The 18,745-nt window shown below is 60.8% G+C and carries 18 protein-coding genes and 1 other RNA gene; 7 read left to right on the top strand and 12 right to left on the bottom strand.

From position 1 onward, the window contains the following. Positions 1-61 precede the first annotated feature (61 nt). A complete protein-coding gene (locus tag ACTZWY_RS05935; protein ID WP_444789771.1) occupies positions 62-463 on the bottom strand; it encodes a DUF2852 domain-containing protein in 402 nt (133 codons plus the stop codon). A gap of 143 nt (positions 464-606) precedes the next feature. Beyond that, on the bottom strand, positions 607-1,224 hold the full coding sequence (locus ACTZWY_RS05930) for a TetR/AcrR family transcriptional regulator (protein ID WP_444789770.1): 618 nt from the start codon (positions 1,222-1,224) through the stop codon (positions 607-609). A 198-nt stretch (positions 1,225-1,422) separates the two neighbouring features. Here ACTZWY_RS05930 and ffs point away from each other — a divergent pair. Further along, positions 1,423-1,521: signal recognition particle sRNA small type (gene ffs / locus ACTZWY_RS05925), an RNA gene on the top strand. A 67-nt stretch (positions 1,522-1,588) separates the two neighbouring features. Here the strand turns inward: ffs and ACTZWY_RS05920 are convergent. Both ACTZWY_RS05920 and ACTZWY_RS05915 read right to left on the bottom strand, forming a co-directional pair. Next, the gene (locus ACTZWY_RS05920; RefSeq protein WP_444789769.1) at positions 1,589-1,999 is read right to left on the bottom strand and encodes a c-type cytochrome; all 411 of its coding nucleotides are present in this window, start codon (positions 1,997-1,999) and stop codon (positions 1,589-1,591) included. A gap of 104 nt (positions 2,000-2,103) precedes the next feature. Beyond that, positions 2,104-2,928 (bottom strand): ABC transporter permease, encoded by an 825-nt coding sequence (locus ACTZWY_RS05915; protein WP_444789768.1) that lies wholly within the window; start codon positions 2,926-2,928, stop codon positions 2,104-2,106. Positions 2,929-3,089: 161 nt separating this feature from the next. Between ACTZWY_RS05915 and ACTZWY_RS05910 the strand changes: the two genes are divergently transcribed. The 5 genes from ACTZWY_RS05910 to ACTZWY_RS05890 all read left to right on the top strand — a co-directional run bounded on the left by ACTZWY_RS05910 (position 3,090) and on the right by ACTZWY_RS05890 (position 9,318). After that, on the top strand, positions 3,090-3,806 hold the full coding sequence (locus ACTZWY_RS05910) for a GcrA family cell cycle regulator (RefSeq protein WP_444789767.1): 717 nt from the start codon (positions 3,090-3,092) through the stop codon (positions 3,804-3,806). 315 nt (positions 3,807-4,121) lie between these two features. Next, complete coding sequence (locus ACTZWY_RS05905; RefSeq protein WP_444789766.1) at positions 4,122-5,108, top strand: extracellular solute-binding protein; 987 nt, start codon at positions 4,122-4,124, stop codon at positions 5,106-5,108. Next, positions 5,105-6,703, top strand: a complete 1,599-nt coding sequence (locus tag ACTZWY_RS05900; protein WP_444789765.1) for an ABC transporter permease — start codon at positions 5,105-5,107, stop codon at positions 6,701-6,703. Before ACTZWY_RS05905 ends, ACTZWY_RS05900 begins: the two co-directional genes overlap by 4 nt. A gap of 20 nt (positions 6,704-6,723) precedes the next feature. After that, a complete protein-coding gene (locus tag ACTZWY_RS05895) occupies positions 6,724-7,812 on the top strand; it encodes an ABC transporter ATP-binding protein (protein ID WP_444789764.1) in 1,089 nt (362 codons plus the stop codon). Between the two features lie 93 nt (positions 7,813-7,905). Then, positions 7,906-9,318: a methyl-accepting chemotaxis protein gene (locus ACTZWY_RS05890; RefSeq protein ID WP_444789763.1), complete on the top strand. Its 1,413-nt coding sequence runs from the start codon at positions 7,906-7,908 to the stop codon at positions 9,316-9,318. A 45-nt stretch (positions 9,319-9,363) separates the two neighbouring features. Here the strand turns inward: ACTZWY_RS05890 and ACTZWY_RS05885 are convergent, their stop codons facing one another. The 5 genes from ACTZWY_RS05885 to ACTZWY_RS05865 form a co-directional block, all read right to left on the bottom strand. Further along, complete coding sequence (locus tag ACTZWY_RS05885; protein ID WP_444789762.1) at positions 9,364-9,786, bottom strand: GlcG/HbpS family heme-binding protein; 423 nt, start codon at positions 9,784-9,786, stop codon at positions 9,364-9,366. Positions 9,787-9,919: 133 nt separating this feature from the next. Then, positions 9,920-12,169 (bottom strand): ribonuclease R, encoded by a 2,250-nt coding sequence (gene rnr, locus ACTZWY_RS05880; protein ID WP_444789761.1) that lies wholly within the window; start codon positions 12,167-12,169, stop codon positions 9,920-9,922. Between the two features lie 169 nt (positions 12,170-12,338). After that, positions 12,339-12,761 (bottom strand): GNAT family N-acetyltransferase, encoded by a 423-nt coding sequence (locus tag ACTZWY_RS05875; protein ID WP_444789760.1) that lies wholly within the window; start codon positions 12,759-12,761, stop codon positions 12,339-12,341. After that, positions 12,758-13,906 (bottom strand): succinyl-diaminopimelate desuccinylase, encoded by a 1,149-nt coding sequence (gene dapE, locus ACTZWY_RS05870; RefSeq protein ID WP_444789759.1) that lies wholly within the window; start codon positions 13,904-13,906, stop codon positions 12,758-12,760. Before dapE ends, ACTZWY_RS05875 begins: the two co-directional genes overlap by 4 nt. Next, positions 13,899-14,261 (bottom strand): hypothetical protein, encoded by a 363-nt coding sequence (locus tag ACTZWY_RS05865; RefSeq protein WP_444789758.1) that lies wholly within the window; start codon positions 14,259-14,261, stop codon positions 13,899-13,901. Before ACTZWY_RS05865 ends, dapE begins: the two co-directional genes overlap by 8 nt. 160 nt (positions 14,262-14,421) lie before the next feature. On the opposite strand from ACTZWY_RS05865, the gene ACTZWY_RS05860 reads away from it, so the two are divergent. Next, positions 14,422-15,513: a UDP-3-O-(3-hydroxymyristoyl)glucosamine N-acyltransferase gene (locus ACTZWY_RS05860; protein ID WP_444789757.1), complete on the top strand. Its 1,092-nt coding sequence runs from the start codon at positions 14,422-14,424 to the stop codon at positions 15,511-15,513. Positions 15,514-15,577: 64 nt separating this feature from the next. Here ACTZWY_RS05860 and ACTZWY_RS05855 read toward each other — a convergent pair whose 3' ends face one another. From ACTZWY_RS05855 to ectB, 3 genes are read right to left on the bottom strand one after another with little or no spacing between them, the layout of a single operon-like run. Beyond that, positions 15,578-17,020 carry an aspartate kinase gene (locus tag ACTZWY_RS05855; RefSeq protein ID WP_444789756.1) on the bottom strand — a complete coding sequence of 481 codons (1,443 nt, stop codon included), beginning with the start codon at positions 17,018-17,020 and terminating at the stop codon, positions 15,578-15,580. 43 nt (positions 17,021-17,063) lie between these two features. Next, a complete protein-coding gene (locus tag ACTZWY_RS05850) occupies positions 17,064-17,450 on the bottom strand; it encodes an ectoine synthase (protein WP_444789755.1) in 387 nt (128 codons plus the stop codon). 6 nt (positions 17,451-17,456) lie between these two features. Continuing rightward, a complete protein-coding gene (gene ectB / locus ACTZWY_RS05845; protein WP_444789754.1) occupies positions 17,457-18,734 on the bottom strand; it encodes a diaminobutyrate--2-oxoglutarate transaminase in 1,278 nt (425 codons plus the stop codon). Positions 18,735-18,745: the final 11 nt, after the last annotated feature.

The raw sequence follows: 18,745 nt of genomic DNA, 5'->3' as shown, positions 1-18,745 counted from the left end.
AAAAGGCCCCGAATGCAACTTCGGGGCCTTCTGGTCATTGCCGGCGTGTCTGCCCAAGTCCTCAGGCCGGATGATCAACACCCTGCCCTGCGTCGCGCTTGCGGCGGTTGTCTTCCATGAACTGGTCGAATTCGGCCTTGTCCTTGGCTTCGCGCAGGCGGTGCAAAAAGCTGTCGAATGCGGCTTGTTCGTCTTCCAGACGGCGCAATGTATCGGCCTTGTAGGCGTCAAATGCAGTATTGCCCGAAGAACGCAGGATGGCGGCGCCATGACGGGCCTGTTTGCGGCAGGATTTTCCAAACATCTGTTTTCCCCAGATCATATAGGCCAGAAGCGCAAGCCCCACAGGCCAGAACATAATAAAGGCCAGCACCATCGCGGTGATCCAGCCTGCCTTGCCAAAGCCGTCAAGCCAGGCTTCGGCCTGACGGGCCCATGACATCGGCGCGGTCATTGTTGTCATTTCATACCCCTTTCCGTTTCAGTGAATGTAATTCACATTTACATATGTGGCAGTTCCAGCGGCGTTTTCAAGTCCTGATGTAAATATATTTTACATTTTTTCCACACTCTGGTTGCGAAGCGTCGTAACCCCGCCCGTCACGCTTAGGTGTCGGAGTCGAGAAAACCCAAGCCACGCAAATACACCCCCACACCGCTTTCCAGCAATTGTTCGGCCGTGAAGGGCGCGCGCGCGCCTGGTGTGCCACGCGCATAAAGCGCGACAATCCCGTGGCTAAGTGCCGTGACATGGGCTGCAAACATGGCAGCGGGGGGGCGGCGGTCGGGGGGCATGCGCGCAGACAAGTCGGCAGCGGCGCGCAAAAGCACATTATTTGCGCGCGCATTGGCGGCAGCAAGATCCTTGCTTGCATTCACCGCCACGCCTGATTCGAACATGGCGGCGTAATGGCCCGGATGCGCCCGCGCGAAGGCCAGATAGGCCCGCCCCACAGCCTCGAATGCGACAAGCGGCGACGGTTGCCCGTCCTTGTAGGCGTATTCCAGAACATCTGCGAACAGGTCAAACCCCTGCCGCGCAATTTCGACAATCAGATCATCGCGGCCCGTGAAATGACGGTAGGGGGCAGCGGCGGACACATCCGCACGCTTGGCCGCTTCGGCCATAGTGAAGCCCTGCGGGCCAGTTTCCGCAATAAGTTCCAGCGCGGCATCAACCAATGCCTGCCGCAAATTACCATGATGATAGCCGCGTTTGGCCATGCCCGCCCTGTCTGGTTGCCTGATCCCGTCATAGACCAAACCCTGCAAAAGTGGAAATCGGTTTTCGATCCGGTTTTTTGGCGAATCAAGGTGTTAGCGCAAAGCTTGGCGTATGCTGTTCTCCCGGCATGTCCTTGGATGTGCCGAAATCATCCGCGATGGCTTGCATTGGCGCGCGCAAGGCCCTAAGTACCGCCGCGAGAGGCTGGCGCGGGCAAGCGCCTTGCCAACCCGGTCAGGTCCGGAAGGAAGCAGCCGCAGCAAATTCCGCTTGGGTCGCTGTCCAGTCTCTCACCTGATGTTCAGCAAAGCCCCGACAGACAAAGCGCCTGACTGCGCAGCGCTTGCGAAGCGCTGGCACAGGCTATTGCGACAGGCCGCGCAGATAGTCAAACAATGCCTGCCCGCCTTGGCGCAATTCCACATGCATTTCTGCGACAGCATCGGGGTTTCCAGTGACGCTGCGCAAGAATTGTTCAGGATTGGCCAGATAGGCCACGAAATTATCCTGCGTCCAACTTATGCCGCGCGCGCGGGCGGCGCGCATAGCATCGGAATAGAACCTGAAATCCCCATCTGATGCGGCGGCGCGCCCCGCGATGCCATAAAGGTTCGGGCCACTGCGCCCGCCACGCGCCAGCACAGACCCGTCAGGTGCCGTGACCGCGTGGCAGGTTCTGCAATCGGCCCACATCCTTTCATCTGCCTGAACACCGGGGGCGCCAAGCACTGACAGGGCCAGAACCGCTGCGGCAAATCTGTTACGCTGTTTCACCATGCATCCTTTGGCGTTATCTGGTGCCAGATATAACATTGCGCCCCCTCAATACAAGCGAACCGGCCCGCATGCGGCCCAGACCACACAATGACGTGTTCATCTCACGGTTTCAGCCGGTAGCCGATGCGCAGCCAGAACCAGCACAACAGCGACACCGCCAGCGCAGCCCCCCCCACGACAACCAGCCCCAGAACCGGCGCAGCATCCGATGCGCCGATCATGCCATAGCGTGCCCCGTCAATCAGGTAGAAGACGGGGTTGAACCGGCTGATCATTTCCAGCACCGGCGGCAACCCCGAGATGGAATAGAACGTCCCCGACAAAAACGACAGCGGCACCACAATGAAATTCGTGATTGCGGCAATCTGGTCGAACTTGTTGGAAATAATGCCCGCCGCAATTCCAATGGCCCCCAGCAGCACGGCCCCCAGCGTCAGGAACACCAGCAACCACAACGGATGCGCAACCCCCAGCCCCAGAACCAGCCACAAGGCCAGCGCAATAACCACCCCCACAACCAGCCCGCGCGCGACACCGCCCGCCAGATAGCCCAGCACAAGTTCCAGTGGCGACAAGGGCGGCATCAGCGTGTCGACAATATTTCCCTGCACCTTGGAAATGACGATGGAGGACGATGTATTGGCAAAACTGTTCTGGATGACTGTCATCATCAGAATGCCCGGCGCAAGGAACTGGATGAAGGGCACGCCCAGCACATCCCCGCGCGCAGGCCCGATGGCCAGCGAAAATACCGCCAGAAACAGCCCCGCCGTGACCAGTGGCGCGGCCAGTGTCTGGGTCCAGACAACCAGAAAGCGCATCACCTCGCGCCAGGCCAGGGCTTGCAGCCCCAGCCAGTTCATCCGCCCGAAACGGCGTATTCCCATACCGAAGCGATCGGGTTGTTCTATCTTCTGGTCCAGCATTTCTGGTGCCCTTTCCGGCTTTGACGTCAGTTTCGCACGCTTGGTCATTGTATTTATGTGGCGCGGCTTGTATTTCACCACCTTGCCCTTACACTTCGGGCAATAGAATTCCAAATGGGGCGCGTGACAAGCCCGCCCTGCCGCCAGCCGTGGAGCAGATCATGTCCTGGACCGACGAACGGGTCGAATTGCTAAAGAAAATGTGGATCGAGGGGCAGTCCGCCTCTCAGATCGCCAAGGAACTGGGCGGTGTCACGCGCAATGCGGTCATCGGAAAGGTGCACAGGCTTGGCCTGTCCAACCGCACCACCCCCGAGGCCGAGGCCACGCCCCCCCAACCCGCCCCCAAGGAGGAGCCGCCGCAGCAGCAGCCCCCCAAGGCCGCGCCCGAAAACCCGCCCGCCGCAGCGCCAACACCAGCAGCCGCAGCCACAGCCACAGCGCGCGCCCCCACAGCGGTGGAACAGGTTGCGCCCGTCGTGGACCTTGCCGCCGCGAAGGCAGAACGCGCCGCGTCACGCCCCAAACCGCCAGAAGCCACGCCCGAGCCGAAACCTGCCCCCACCGAGGCCATCTCGACGCCCGCGCCGTATAATCCGCGTCCGATCATTCCCGCAGGCCAACCCCTGCCGCCGCAACCATCCACCGATGAGATTGACCCCGAAGCGCTGGCCACTGTGCGCGAAGTCGAAAAGACAGCGCGCAAACTGTCCTTGCTGGAACTGACAGAACGCACCTGCAAATGGCCCATTGGTGACCCGGCAACTGATAATTTCTGGTTTTGTGGTCTGCCGGTCAAACCCGGAAAACCCTATTGCGAAGCCCATGTCGCAGTGGCCTTCCAACCCATGAGCAGCCGGCGCGACCGCAAACGCTGACATTATGCAGGCTTGCGATGGCTGCAAAACCCGCGCCGCAAGGGCGCGGGTTTTTGTTTGCGCATCCTTGTCATACCTGCTGCCCACTGGGTCGCTGCGCCGCGTTGGGCGCAAAAAACCACACGCCTGCACGCCCGCAACAGGATGCGCAGGCCAGGGGAAATTGCGCCAGGTTGTTGACGAAACCAGTCAAGCATAATAACTGACGACATCAGTAAGGATTAAGACGCGGATATCCGCCAAACCAAAGTGCCGCATGGCGCATCAGCCAACAGGGTTCCAGCACTGCAACTCAGGCGCCTGAAAGAGGTTAACATGACAATTTTGCGCAACTCCGTCTTTGCACTGGCCGCGCTCGCCGCGACGCCCACACTGGCTGATCTGACACTGTATTCGGGTCGTGGCGAACCCTTGGTCGCCCCGATCATCGACGCTTTCACCGCGCAGACCGGCATAAATGTGAATGTGCGCTATGCGGGCACTGCCGAACTGGCGGTTTTGCTGCAGGAAGAAGGCGACGCTTCGCCCGCTGACCTGTATTGGGCACAAGATGCCGCGGCGCTTGGCGCGGTGGTTGACATGTTTGCCCGGCTGCCCGACGCGCTATTGGCCGATGTGCCCGCAACATACCGCGACAATGAAAGCCGCTGGGTTGCCACATCCGGGCGTGGCCGCGTCATCGCCTATTCCCCCGAGCGCGTAAGCGCACAAGACCTGCCCGCGTCCTTGTTTGAGCTGACAGACGAAAAATGGAAGGGCCGGATTGCCCTGCCGGTCACCAACGGGTCATTTCTGGCGCATGTCACCGCGCTGCGTGTCGCGCATGGGGATGACGCCGCGCGCGAATGGCTGGAAGGGATCGCCGCCAATGACCCCATCGCCGTGCGCAACAACACCGCCGCCATTCAGGCTATTGGCGATGGCGAAGCCGATATAACGGTTACCAACAATTATTACCTGAACCGCTTTCTGAACCGGGATGCGGACTTCCCTGTTACGCAGACATTGTTCACCAATGAAGGTGACATTGGCAACCTGCTGTTGGTTGCGGGCATGGGCGTTCTGGAAAGCTCCGCGCAGAAGGAAGATGCGCATGCCTTCGTCGAATTCCTGCTATCGCCTGCCGCGCAACAGTATTTCACCGGCGAAGTGTCTGAATTCCCGATCATTCCCGGCACGATCGTTACACGTCAGGATATCAACCTTGACGATGTGATCCGTGTTGCGCCAGAAGTGGACCTGAACATGATTGGCGATCTGGAAGGCACATTGGAGATGCTGCGTGAAGTTGGGCTGATTTGAGCCTGAGCACCGCCATACAGCCCCGCCCGTGGCATATGCCACGGGCGCGGGTCATCTTCTCGGCCCTCGGTCTTGCGATCGGGGGCCTGATGGTATTGCCGCTGATCTGGCTGTTCATGCGCGCCGCGCAGGCCGACATGTCAACGGTGATCGACATGTTCACGCGCCCGCGCACCCTGCAGCTTTTGCGAAACACGCTGGCGTTGGTGTTCTGCACATTGGCGCTTGCGACACTCATTGCGCTGCCCCTGGCATGGCTTGTCAGCCGCACAAACCTGAAATATCGAAGGCTGGTCAATATTCTGGCAGTCATTCCACTGGCGACACCGGGCTATGTGATGGCCTATGCGTTGATTGGCCTGTCGGGCAATTTCGGGTTCATGAATCAGGTCTTTGGCGTCACCATTCCGCGCCTGCAGGGGCTTTGGGGCGCAACGCTCGCGTTATCGCTATATACCTTTCCCTATATCTATCTGAACCTGCGCGCGGCGTTTGCCGGGCTGGACCAGTCGCTGGAAGAAGCTGCGCGCGCCCTGGGCGCGACCCCGCGCGAGGTGTTTTTTCGTGTTACCCTGCCCCATCTGATGCCCGCGCTTATGGCGGGCTGGCTGGTCGTGGGACTGTATGTGATAGGTGATTTTGGCGCGGTCGCCCTGATGCGCTATGAGGTGTTCAGTTACGCCATTTATATTCAATACTCGGTCATGTTTGACCGCGTTTATGCGGCGTGGCTGGCGCTGATGCTGATTGCCATCGCGCTGTCAGTCGTGTGGTGGGAAAGCCGCCTGCGCGAGGGGGCACATTATTCGCGCACCGGGTCAGGCGCAGGCACCGCACGCCGCCGCCTGGCCCTGCCCCCTGCCCTTCAGGCCACAGGATGGGGCTTTGTCGGGCTGGTGGTCCTGGCCTCGGTGGGGTTGCCCATTGCGGTGCTAAGCTTCTGGATGGTGCGGCTTGATGATCTGCCTGCCGTGATGCCGGCATTGTTGCGCGCATTCTCGCAATCGCTGTCCGTTGCAGTGCCGTCGGCGCTGATGGCCGCTGCCATGGCCCTGCCGGTGGCGGTGCTTGCGGTGCGCTACCCCTCGCCACTGTCGACATTCATCAACAGAATGGCCTTCGTGGGCTATGCAGTGCCTGCACTGGCCTTCGCGCTGGCCTTCGTGTTCTTTTCGCTGAACGCGGCACGGTTTCTGTATCAGACCCAAGTCCTGCTGATCTCGGTCTATGCGCTTAGTTTTCTTGCGCTTGCGCTGGGTCCCATCCGGTCCGCGCTGTATCAGGCCCGCCCCTCCATCGAGGAAGCGGCCCGCGCGCTGGGGCACGGCCCGTTTATGGTGTTCGCGCGCGTCACACTGCCCACAATCCGCCCCGGTGTGGTGGCGGGCATGGTGCTGGTTTTTGTCATCGCCATGAAGGAACTGCCCATCGCCTTCTTGCTGGCGCCTACGGGTTTCCGGCCCTTGTCGATCACCATGTTTTCGCGCACATCCGAAGGCATGCTGATGGAGGCCGCCCCCTATGCCGCCGCAATCATGGCCTTTTCAGCCCTTTTCGTGGGCTTCGTTTTGCGCCATGACAAGAAGGCCGGATAACGGCCAAGGAAACGCATGTCATGACCACCCTGCCCAAAAGCCTGAGTTTCAAAATGCCCGCCGAGGCAACGCCATCGGGATTCCGGCCAAAGCCCCAGAAAATTCTGTTGACGGTATCGCGCCTGCGCAAGCATTTTCCCTATGGGGATGCGCCAGCGGTTGAACGCGTCAGCTTTGATCTGGGCGAAGGGGAAATGCTGGCCCTGCTTGGTCCGTCGGGCTGCGGAAAAACCACAACCTTGCGTATGATCGGCGGGTTTGAAGCGCCAGATACCGGGACCGTCAGCCTGCGCGGGCAGGATATAACCAGACTGCCCCCTGAAGCGCGCGGAATCGGGTTCGTGTTTCAGGATTATGCGTTGTTTCCGCATCTGAGTGTGTTGGACAATGTGAAGTTCGGCCTGCGCAAACTGCCCCGCAAGGCCGCGCAGGACCGCGCCCAGGAAATGCTGGCACTTGTCGGTCTTTCGGGGCTGGAGGGGCGCAAACCGCATGAATTGTCGGGCGGTCAGCAACAGCGCGTGGCGCTGGCGCGCACCCTTGCGGTGGCCCCGCCGCTGGTGCTGATGGACGAGCCGTTTTCGAACCTTGACGCCGCCATGCGCGTGGAAACCCGCCAGGAAGTGCGCAAACTGCTGAAAGCAGCCGGATCTGCGGCTATTCTGGTCACCCATGATCAGGAAGAAGCCATGGCCGTGGCCGACCGGATTGCCGTTATGGAAGCCGGGCGCGTTGTCCAGATCGGCACCCCTGATGAGATTTATCGCAATCCCGTTTCGGCCTTTGTGGCGTCCTTCCTTGGAAGGTCCAACATTTTGACTGGCACGGCGTCAGGGATGGAAGTGCAGACCGAATTCGGCAGCCTGCCCCTAAGCCGGGCGGCAAACGGGGCAGTGTCGCTGTCGGTGCGCCCTGAACAGATCATGCTGGAACCCGACCCTGACGGCACGGCATCCGTAGTGGGGCGCGAATTCCGCGGCCATGACCAGTTGTTCTGGGTTCAGGACGGGGAGCGCTGCATGCTGGTGATTTCGGGCGCAGGCGCAAGTATTGATATCGGCGCGAAGGTGCGGTTGCGGATTTGCGACTGCGTGGTGCCGTTGGGCTGAAGGGACCACGCGTTTTTCCCGTATGGGAAACGGAAATTTAATCTTTGGCGTAGAAGCTGTGTCAGGTCGTCTTTTTCCGGGGCACGCGCGCACATGTTTCAACCTTCCTCAATTTCAAGCTCCCAGTTCGAACTGGACCTGTTGGCGCGCCAATCTGTGGAGCTGGGGCATAATGTCGTTTTGATCCATGCCTGTGTGGATATGCTCGATACTGTCATGCACTCTCAGGTCACGCTTGTGAATGATGCCCAGACAGCCGCACAGCATATTTCAAGGGCGAACACATCGGTCCGAACTGCCGCGGAACATGTTGGCACGACAGTAACCGACACGCTGGAAACAGTCGGACATTCCGCCGCGTGCATTCGCGCGACCCTTGAAAAAAGCCAGACTGTCGCGGAATGGGTCCAGACCCTTGACGCAACCATGGCCACCATCACCCGCACCTTGGGTGAAATGTCCAATCGCGCCAATGCCATCAAGGACATAGCCCAACAGGTCAATATGCTGTCCATCAATGCCCGGATAGAAGCGGCCCGGTCTGGCGACGCGGGCCGTGGTTTCGCGGTTGTCGCACAGGAAATTGACCGCCTGTCGCACCAGACGGCCGAAACAACCCAAGGCATTACCTTGTCCATCGAGGAATTGACAGGTAGCATCTCAAAACTTCAGAAGGATTCGGGCGGTATTGCCAAGGATGCCAGCCAGACCCTGAAGGACAGCAGCGACATTGAAGACGCCTTGGGCCAGATTATCGAAAAAGTCGCTCAAAGCGAAGCCTCTGTCACTGAAATCCTGACCAAGGCCGCCGATGTCGATGCCGCCAACAGCAGCTTCATGCCAGTTTTCGCCAAGGTGAAAAACGGTATTTCAGAAACCGCCGCGCATTTGCATGACGCGCGCGCGCAACTCGATACAGTCGTCGATATCAGTGAATCGATGGTGCAGAAAACTGTCGAACTTGGCGGCGCATCAGACGACGCGGGCATGATTGACTTGGTGCAGACCACAGCCACGGACATGGCCGCAGCACTGGAACAGGCCGTGGCACGTGGGGATATAAGCATGGCACAACTGATGGATTTCACCTATCAGCCCATCCCCGGCACCAACCCCCAACAACACCTTGCCCCGTTTACGGAGCTGACAGACCGCCTATTCCCCGCATTTCAGGAAGCGGTGCTGCAAGCAAACCCCAAAATCACGTTCTGCGCCGCAGTGGACCGCAACGGGTACCTGCCCACCCATAACCGCAAATTTTCCAAACGCCAGACAGGCGATGCGGATTGGAACGCCGCGAATGCACGCAACAGGCGCATCTTCAATGATCGCGTCGGCTTGGGGGCCGGGCAGAATACCAAACCGTTCCTGTTACAAATCTACCGCCGCGACATGGGCGGTGGCGACTACAAGATGATGAAGGACATTTCAGCCCCGATCATGGTGAACGGCGCGCATTGGGGCGGCTTGCGTCTGGCGTATGAATATCAGGGCGAGATGCACTGACACCCGCACGACGCCACAAGCACGCAGCGCTGGCGCCCGCCCTTTTCAGGCTTCGCCATCCAGCCCGGCCGCTGTGGCCCCTGCAAGCGCCGCCTCTGCGTCATTGTCCGACGTGTCGCCCGTCACGCCAATGGCACCGACCACAACACCGCCCTTGCGCAACAGCACACCGCCGGGAACAGGCACCACCTGCCCGCCATACACCCCATTCACCGCCGCCATGAAATAAGCCTGCGCTTCGGCACGCGCCATTTGCGCCCGCCCCGCCATGCCCAGCATGACCGCGCCATAAGCCTTGCCCTGTGCAATGGCGAACCTTCCCGGTGCCGCGCCATCTTCGCGTTCAAAGGCCAGAACATGGCCGCCACTGTCCAGCACCACAACAGACAGGGGCTTCAGCCCCAGTTCGCGCCCTTTTTGCCGGGTGTTTGCAATAATGATGCGCGCTTGATCCAATGTCAGTGTCATGTCCGAGCTTCCTTCTGCCGCCTGTTTTCCCCGACATATCCCACACTGTGCCGCGCGCAAAGACCCGTTTCAGATGATACGCAAACCAGCGCGGTTCATGTCGCAACCTGCGGGCGGAACAGGCCCGAACATGTCAGCCGCCCTTGCGTTTGACCTTCTTGCGGGCTTTCGCCTCGCCGGTTTTGCGTTTGCCCACGGCCCGCCGGACCGGGCGCCCGCGCCCATGCCTGCCGCGCGGGCTGCGGGGTGGTGCTTCGCCCTCCACCTCCAGCAATTCCAGCGCCAAGCCGCCGGTCACGGGTTCGGCTTCTGCCAGCTTGACCTTGACACGCTGGCCAAGGCCAATGCGAAACCCCGTGCGTTCCCCTTCCAGCACTTGTGCGTCAGGGTCATGGCGGAAATATTCATCCCCAATGGCACGAATGGGCACCAAACCATCCGCGCCCGTTTCATCCAGCTTCACAAACACCCCAAACCGCGCCACGCCCGAAACGCGCCCGGTAAATTCCGCACCGACCCGTTCGGCCAGGAACGCTGCCAGATAGCGGTCTGCGGTGTCACGTTCTGCGGCCATGGACCGGCGCTCGGCCTCGGATATGGATTTGGCGGTTTCATCCAGATGGTCGACATCCCATTTCGTCAGCCCGTCATCTCCCCAGTGATGCGCCGCAATCAGCGCGCGGTGCACAATCAGGTCTGCATAGCGCCGGATGGGCGATGTGAAATGCGCATACTCCCGCAAGGCCAGCCCGAAATGACCGAAATTCTGTGCATTGTAATAGGCCTGCGTCATGGACCGCAGGGTGGCCATATTGATCAGTTCGTCAAATTCCGTGCCTTCGGCCTGTGCCAGCAGCTGGTTGAAATGGCGCGTTTTCAGCACCTGTCCCTTGGCAAGGGAAAAGCCGGATTCACGCGCCAGTTCGCGCAGCGATTCCATTTTTTCGGGGCTGGGTTCTTCATGCACACGATACAGCAGCGCCGAGCCTTTTTCGCGCAGGGTTTCGGCAGCGGCAACATTGGCAAGGACCATGAAATCCTCAACCAGCCGATGCGCGTCAAACCGTTCCTTGAACGCAACCGACGTCACGCGCCCTTCATCGGACAGGATGATCTGGCGTTCGGGCAGGTCAATATCCAGCGGGTGGCGCCGGTCGCGCGCGCGGCGCAGCGCGCGGTAAGCCCCGAACAGGTCGCGCAAGCCGTCCGCCAGCGGCGCGGTCGCGTCATCCAGCTGCCCTTCATCTGCCGCCTGTGCCTGCTCATAGGTCAGCGACGCGCGCGAACGCATCATCGCGCGGTGAAAATCATGCGTCAGCTTGGTGCCCTGCGCATCAATCACCATGCGCAATGCAATGCAGGGCCGGTCCACCCCTTCGTGCAACGAACACAGATCACCTGACAAAATATCAGGCAGCATCGGCACAACACGGTCGGGAAAATAGGTGGAATTGCCGCGCCTGCGCGCCTCAAAATCCAGCTCGGACCCGGGGCGCACATAGGCCGCGACATCCGCAATTGCCACCCACAGAATGAAACCGCCCGCGTTTTCAGGGTCAGGGTCCGCGCTGGCCATGATCGCATCATCATGGTCGCGCGCATCCCATGGGTCGATGGTCAGCAACTCCAGATCGCGCAGATCGCGCCGCCCTGCCAGCGTCAGGGGAACGGCGCGGTCCGCTTCGGCAATCACCACATCGGGAAACGCATCGCGGATACCATGCTGATGAATGGCAATCAGCGACACGGCCTTCGGGGCAGTGGGGTCGCCAAGGCGCGCGATGATGCGCGCAGCCGGCGGGCCAAAGCGGCCCTTTCCCAGCGGTTCGGCATGGACCAACTCGCCATCCTGCGCGTCCGCACTGTCTGATGCAGACACGCGCCAGTCCCGGTCTGCGCCCTTGTCGATGGGCACAACCCGGCCACCTTCGGCCGATTTACGAAAGACACCCAGAATGCGCGCAGGGTTCGTGCCGATCTTGCGCATCAGCCGGGCCTGGTAATCGTAATCAGGGCCGCGAATCGCCTCAATGCGGGCCAGAACGCGGTCCCCTTCACCCAAGGCGGGGTCATCACTGCGCGTCAGAAACAGGATACGCGGCGCAGGTCCTTCGCTGCGCCATTCCACGGCGCGCGCGAACAGATCACCTTGCGCATCGGGGGCCAGAATTTCCAGCACCGTCACAGGGGGCAAGGCCCCGCTGCCGCCCGACGCCCGCCGTCGCGGCAGAATACCTTCGCCTTCCAACTCGCGCAGCAGCGCTTTCAGGTCAATCTTTGCCCCGCCCTTGATCCCGAAGGCCTTGGCAATATCGCGCTTGCTGGCAGCGGGGTTTTCCGCAATCCAGGCGCGCAACTGATCCAGACTTGGCAATTGTTTCATGCAACACCCCTGTATTCAGCTTGGCCCGCGCGCGTTTCGCAAGGCAGGGGCAACGCCCCTGCCGAGGGTGGGTGGGCGGGGCGGAACGGGCGCGGGCCAAGCGATGGGAAAACACATATCATGCGCGACCCTTAACATGCGTCCTGCGTGCCGTCACGGCGCATTCGCCCTATAGCGGGCGAAGCATATCACGATGCGCGATACCCGCATCCAGATATTCCGGCCCCGTGGCAACAAACCCCAGCCGTTCATAAAACCCGATCGCATGTGTCTGTGCGCCCAGTCTGGCCTGTGTGACCCCGTCAATCTGGCGCAGGCACTCCAGCGCGGCGTCGATCAGCGCAATGCCAATCCCCTGCCCGCGCAGGTCCGCCAGCACGCAAACCCGCCCGATCTTGCCAGTGCCCCCCGCCACCAGCAGGCGCGCACAGCCAACCGCGCGTCCGTCCTTGCGCGCCAGCAGATGCAGCGCGTCCCTGTCGCGCCCGTCCACTTCTTCAATCACGCTAACGCCCTGTTCCTCAATGAACACAGCACGGCGCAACGCATGACAGGCGGCAATATCTTCTGTCAGGGCAATGGACAGGGTCATGTGAAATAGTCCTGCAAGATACGGCCATAGACCGCTTTCAATTGATGTATCTGGTCAATTTCGGCGTATTCATCCACCTGATGCATCGATGTGCCCACCAGCCCGAATTCCACGACGGGGCAATGGTTCTTGATGAACCGCGCATCCGACGTGCCCCCGGACGTAGACAGCACCGGCACCACCCCGCATTCGGCAGTGACCGCAGCTGCCACCAGTTCTGACAGCGGTCCGGGCGGTGTCAGGAAACTTTCGCCCGAAATCTGGATGGTCAATTCCAGCGCCACATCCGTGCCCGCACTGACATCTTGCGCGACATCGCGCAGCCAGTCCGACAGGCTGGCACCGGAATGCAGGTCATTGAACCGGATGTTCAGCGTCGCACGCCCTTGCGCGGGAATTATATTGGATGCGGGATTTCCCACGTCAATGCCTGTCAGCGCCAATGTGGACGGGTCGAAATGGTCGGTGCCACGGTCCAGTTCATGGCGGGCCAGCCGGTCCAGATAGCGCACCAGAACCGGCAGCGGGTTTGCCGCGCGGTCCGGATAGGCCGCGTGCCCCTGCCGCCCGCGCGCCACCACATGCGCGTTCAACGATCCCCGCCGCCCGATCTTGATCATCTCGCCCATGGTATTCGGGCAGGTGGGTTCGCCCACGATGCAATCAGTCATCGCCTCGCCACGCGGGGCCATCCAGTCCAGTAGCGCCAGCGTGCCATCCCGCCCCGGCCCTTCTTCATCGCCGGTGATGGTCAGGATTACGGCCCCGTCCGGCGGGGTGGCGCGCACGAAACCCACCGCCGCCGCAACAAACGCCGCAACGCCCGATTTCATGTCACATGCGCCGCGCCCCCAGATACGGCCTGCGTCGATTTCCCCGCCGAAAGGGGCGCGCGTCCAGTCGTCCGGGTTGCCCAGCGGCACCACATCGGTATGGCCATTAAACCCCAATGTCCGCGCATGGCCGCGCGCGCCCCAGCGTGCAAACAGGTTGGGCGTGCCGTTGCGGTCCACACGAATGCAGGTGAACCCTGCCCCCTCAAGGACGGACTGCAGCAGTTGCAGCGCCCCGCCTTCTTCCGGCGTTATGGACGGGCAGCGGATCAGGTCGCGGGTCAGGGCAACGGGGCAAAGCGTATCAGTCATTTTCATCGGCATCATTGAACCATGTTTTCTGCGCGACAATCACGGCATTTTCGGCCAGCGCGCGCGCCATCAGCTCGCGTTCTTCCTGTGGCACATCATCGCCCGCCGCAAGGCGTTCGTCCAGGGTGCCATAGCTTGTCACATCCAGCGGGCGCAGATCGGCCTGTTTCAGCACGGCCACGGTTTCGCGCACGGCCTCGGCCTCGTCCACGCCGGTGGCATAGACCAGAAGGCCGGCACCCGTTGCCCCTTTGGGCAGGCTGTCACCGGGCATATGCCCCAGTTCGACCAGCAGCGTGTAAACCTGCTGGGGGCGTTTGGGCTTTTCGGGCGGGGGGGCTGGGGTGTCTGGCATGGCGGGTTCCTTTCGTGTCTTTCACCTGTCAGGAATCTCCCAGCAGGGCAAGCCCCGGCATAATGTGCAGGCGTGGCAGGGGGGCTGGCGCGGGGGGCTGGCAGGGGGGCCCGTGTTTCGCTATGGAAGACGGCAGAACTATCCTTGCGGAGTGCCACATATGACCCATACCATCGCGGAAATCGCCCATGCGCTGGGTTTACGCGCCGAAGGGGCGCTTGATCTGACCATCACCCATGCGGCCGAACCCGCGCAGGCCGGGCCGGATGCGCTGGCCATGGCGATGGACCCGAAATATGCCGCAGGGCTGGCACAGGGGCAGGCACAGGCCGCCGTTTTATGGCACGGCGCGGACTGGCAGGCGCTGGGTCTGAAGGCCGCGCTGTTTGCCCCCCGCCCCCGCTGGGCCATGGCAGGCATTTCAGAATTGCTGGATCCGGGCTATGATTTCGGCACGGGCATTCACCCGCAATCCTTTATTCATCCGTCAGCGCAGGTGGCTGATGGCGCCTGCATTGGCCCGTTTACCAGCATTGGCGCGCGCGCGGTCATTGGCCCGAATGCCCGCATTGCCCCGAATGTGACTGTGGCGGAAGATGTGGTGATTGGCGCAGATGTTATCTTGCACGCGGGCGCGCGCATTGGCGCGCGTGTGGTCATTGGCGCGCGGTTCATTGGCCAGCCCAATTGCGTTGTGGGCGGGTGCGGGTTCAGTTTTGTCACGCCCGAACCGTCCGGCGCAGAAGATGTACGCGCCAGCCTGTCGGGGGAACGCCAGCTGCGCGCGCAAAAATGGCACCGCATCCAGTCCCTGGGCGCGGTGCGCATCGGGGATGACGTGGAACTGGGCGCGAATTCATCCATCGACCGCGGCACTGTCCGCGACACGGTCATCGGGTCGGGCACCAAGATAGATTCGGTCTGCCAGATCGGCCATAATGTCCAGATGGGCGAAGATTGCATGATGTGCGGCATGGCCGGTGTCGCGGGGTCCGCGCGCATTGGCAACCGTGTCCTGCTGGCGGGCAAAGTGGCGGTGAATGACAATATTTTCGTGGGCGATGATGCGATTGTGGGCGGGGCCAGCCGGGTGTTCACCAATGTCCCCGCAGGGCGCGCGGTTCTGGGGGACCCTGCGACCAAGCTGGAGACGCAGTTGGAAATCCGCAAGATCATCCGCCGCCTGCCGCGACTGGTGGCCAATGTGGCCAAGTTACAGGACGCTGTTTTCGGACCAGACCGCAAGGGATGACAACAAAAGGCCCGCAACAGAATAGTTGCGGGCCTTTTGTTGAATTTTCAGCAACAGTGTTGCTTCAGGCGGCCTTGCGCGGGGCGGTAACCTTCGCAGGGGCAGCTTCGGCCTTGGTGACCATGGCATGATGCAACACCTTGATGGCCTCGTCCTTGCTGTCGCGCGGCAACAGAAACTGCACCTCGACACGGCGCAAACCCTGCTGGGCTGCCAAAGCCTTGATGCCCGCATCCTCCAGCGCGGCCAGTCCACGCGCCAGAACCGAAATCTCGCTTATATCCGACCCGATCACCGACACCATGGCCAAGGGCCGCGCCGTCACTTCGGCATTGGGATAGGTTTTCAGGATGTCGCGTTCAACACGGCGGATGGCCTTCAATGTCCCGCTAAGATAATGCGTGATGGTGTTGGCATTGGAATGTTTGGACACGATCCAGATATTGTGCCGCGCCAGCGCGTCCAGAATGCACGCATCATAGCCCTTCACGCCCACCATGTCGGGTTCATGCACTTCGAACGCATGCACCCCAAGGCCGGTGACCATTTCCACGCGCCCCGCACTGCCCCCATCGGGTCCAATCAGCGTGCCGGGGTCTTCGGGTTCAAACGCGTGTTTCACGCGCAAGGGCACATCCGCGCGGCGCAACACGCGCGCCGCATTCGGGTGAATGGCTTCCATACCCAGATTGGACAGCTGGTCGGCCACATCATAGCTGGTTCGTCCAATCTTGCGGGTGTTTTCCTCGCCCACAATTTTGGGGTCGGCCGATGACAGGTGAAATTCCTTATGAATAATCGCTTCCGCCGCGCGCGTCTGGGCAGCAAGATGGGCAAAGACCACTTCGGAATAGCCACGATCATATTCGCGCATCAGCCCCTCAGCGCAATGGGCATATCCTGTTACGATAGGCAATTCCAAAGTCAGATCAATGCCTTCCATCGCTTTATTCAAGCGTTCTGACAAGTCGGGGTTGCAGTCATCACGCCAACCGGACAAGTCCACAAAGCGCGCATTCACGCCGCGACGTTGCAAAAGAAGCGCTGTGACGAAGGCAGAATGCGCCTCGCCCATGCCCGACAGCAATTCGCGCACGGTCTGCATTTGCTGGTCAATACGGAAATGCCCGTATGACCCAAGGCGCTGCAGATCCAGCAAACACGCACGCGCCCCTTCAATGCGGTCGCGCACGAACGCATCGGCGCGGTCGCGGTCACCGTCATGGTCCAGAATCTCGCCGTGGATTTCGCACATGCGCGCGGCCGTGTCGCGCAGTGCGTCGCCCCAGCCTGCACCACTATCGTCATGGGCAAAACGGGCATACACACCGGGTGACCCGGTTTTCTTGTGTTCCAGCAGCATGTTGGTAATGCCGCCAAACGCGGATACGACAAAAACGCGGTTGTAAATTGCGGCTTGGTCGCGGTCACCGACATAAAGCGTGTCAAGCAATTCGCGCGCGCGGCTCATGCAAGTGCCGCCGATTTTCTCAACAGTGTGCGTCATTGGGATTTGGGCAGGTAGCTTTTCACCCCTGCCCGCCTTTGGTTCAGGAATTTTCAAGTGCGTAGGACCCGTCTTCGCGGTGAACTTCCTTCCCCGTCACAGGCGGGTTGAAGCAGCACGCGAACACCATTTCCGTCTTGCACCGAAGGGTGTGCTTGTCATGCAGGTTCAGCGCATACATCACACCGGGGCGCAATTCATGCACGTCGCCCGTGGCCAGATCTTCGATGCTGCCTTCGCCCGAAATGCAATACACACTTTCAAAGTGGTTCTTGTAATGGAACGTATGTTCGCTGCCCGCCGCAATGGTGGTGATGTGGAACGAAAACCCCATCCCGTCATCAGCCAGCAACAAACGCACCGACTCCCATTGTTGGGCGCCTACGCGCCGGTCGGTGGTTTTTTCCTTGTGAAAGTCACGAATGATCATGCCTGCTTACTCCGCTGCAATTTTCTGACTGGTTTGCGCCTTCACGGCGGTTTCCAGAATATCAAGTCCGGCCGCAAATTGGTCTTGCGGAATCGTCAGGGGCGCAAGAACTTTCACCACTTCGTCATGGGCGCCCGATGTTTCGATGATCAGCCCGTGTTCAAAGCATGTTGCGCAAATATCCGCTGCCATGTCACCGCTGCCCACATCAACACCCTGCATCATGCCGCGCCCCTTCAGGGTGGCACCGGGAACATGCGCAGCAATCGCGCGCAGGCGTTCCGTCAGAAAGGCTGATTTCGCTTCGGTCTGGCGCTGGAACGCATCATTGGCCCAGAATTTTTCAAGGGCCACACGCGCGGTCACAAAGGCATGGTTATTGCCGCGGAAGGTGCCGTTATGCTCGGCAGGTTTCCATACATCCAGATCCGGGCGGATCAGCAGCCCCGCAAAGGGCAGCCCCATCCCCGACAGCGATTTCGCAAGCGGGATCAGGTCGGGCTGAATGCCCATCCCTTCAAAGCTGAAGAAGGGGCCAGTACGCCCGACACCTGCCTGAATGTCATCCATGATGACCAGCGCGCCATGTTCGCGCGCCAGTGCTTGCAGCCCTTTCAGAAATTCGGTGCTGGCGGCGTTCAACCCGCCTTCGCCCTGCACCGGTTCAATCAGGAACGCGGCAGGCGCATCAATCCCGCTGGACGGGTTTTCCAGCATGGCGCGGATCATGGCCAGGGAATCAACACCTTCCATAGCCCCCTCAAAGGGCATACGCACCACTCCCGACAAGGACATGCCTGCCCCTGCCCGCTTGCCCGCATTGCCAGTGGCCGCCAGAGCGCCCATGGTCATGCCATGAAACCCGTTGGTAAAGGCGATGATGGTGTCGCGCCCGGTGGTTTTGCGGGCCAGCTTCATGGCGGCCTCGACCGCGTTTGTGCCGGTGGGTCCAGTGAACATGAACTTGTAGTCCATGCCGCGCGGCGTCAGAATCAGCCGCTCGAACGCGTCCAGAAACGCGGCTTTCGCGTCAGTATGCATATCCAGCCCATGGGACACACCATCACGGCTGATATGATCCACAAGCGCGGCTTTCATATCAGGGTCGTTATGCCCATAATTCAGCGACGAACAGCCCGCCAGAAAGTCGGTGTAGCTGCGCCCGTCGGCATCGGTCATGGTGGCGTTTTGCGCCTTGGTGAAGGTTACCGGGAAGGCGCGGCAATAGCTGCGCGCCTGCGATTCGCGGCGTGTGTAAATATCGGTCTTGGAACCGTGTGTCATGGCTTTTGGCC

Source organism: Roseinatronobacter sp. NSM, from assembly GCF_052379845.1.
Lineage (GTDB): Bacteria > Pseudomonadota > Alphaproteobacteria > Rhodobacterales > Rhodobacteraceae > Roseinatronobacter.
This window is presented reverse-complemented; position numbering and strand designations above follow the sequence as displayed.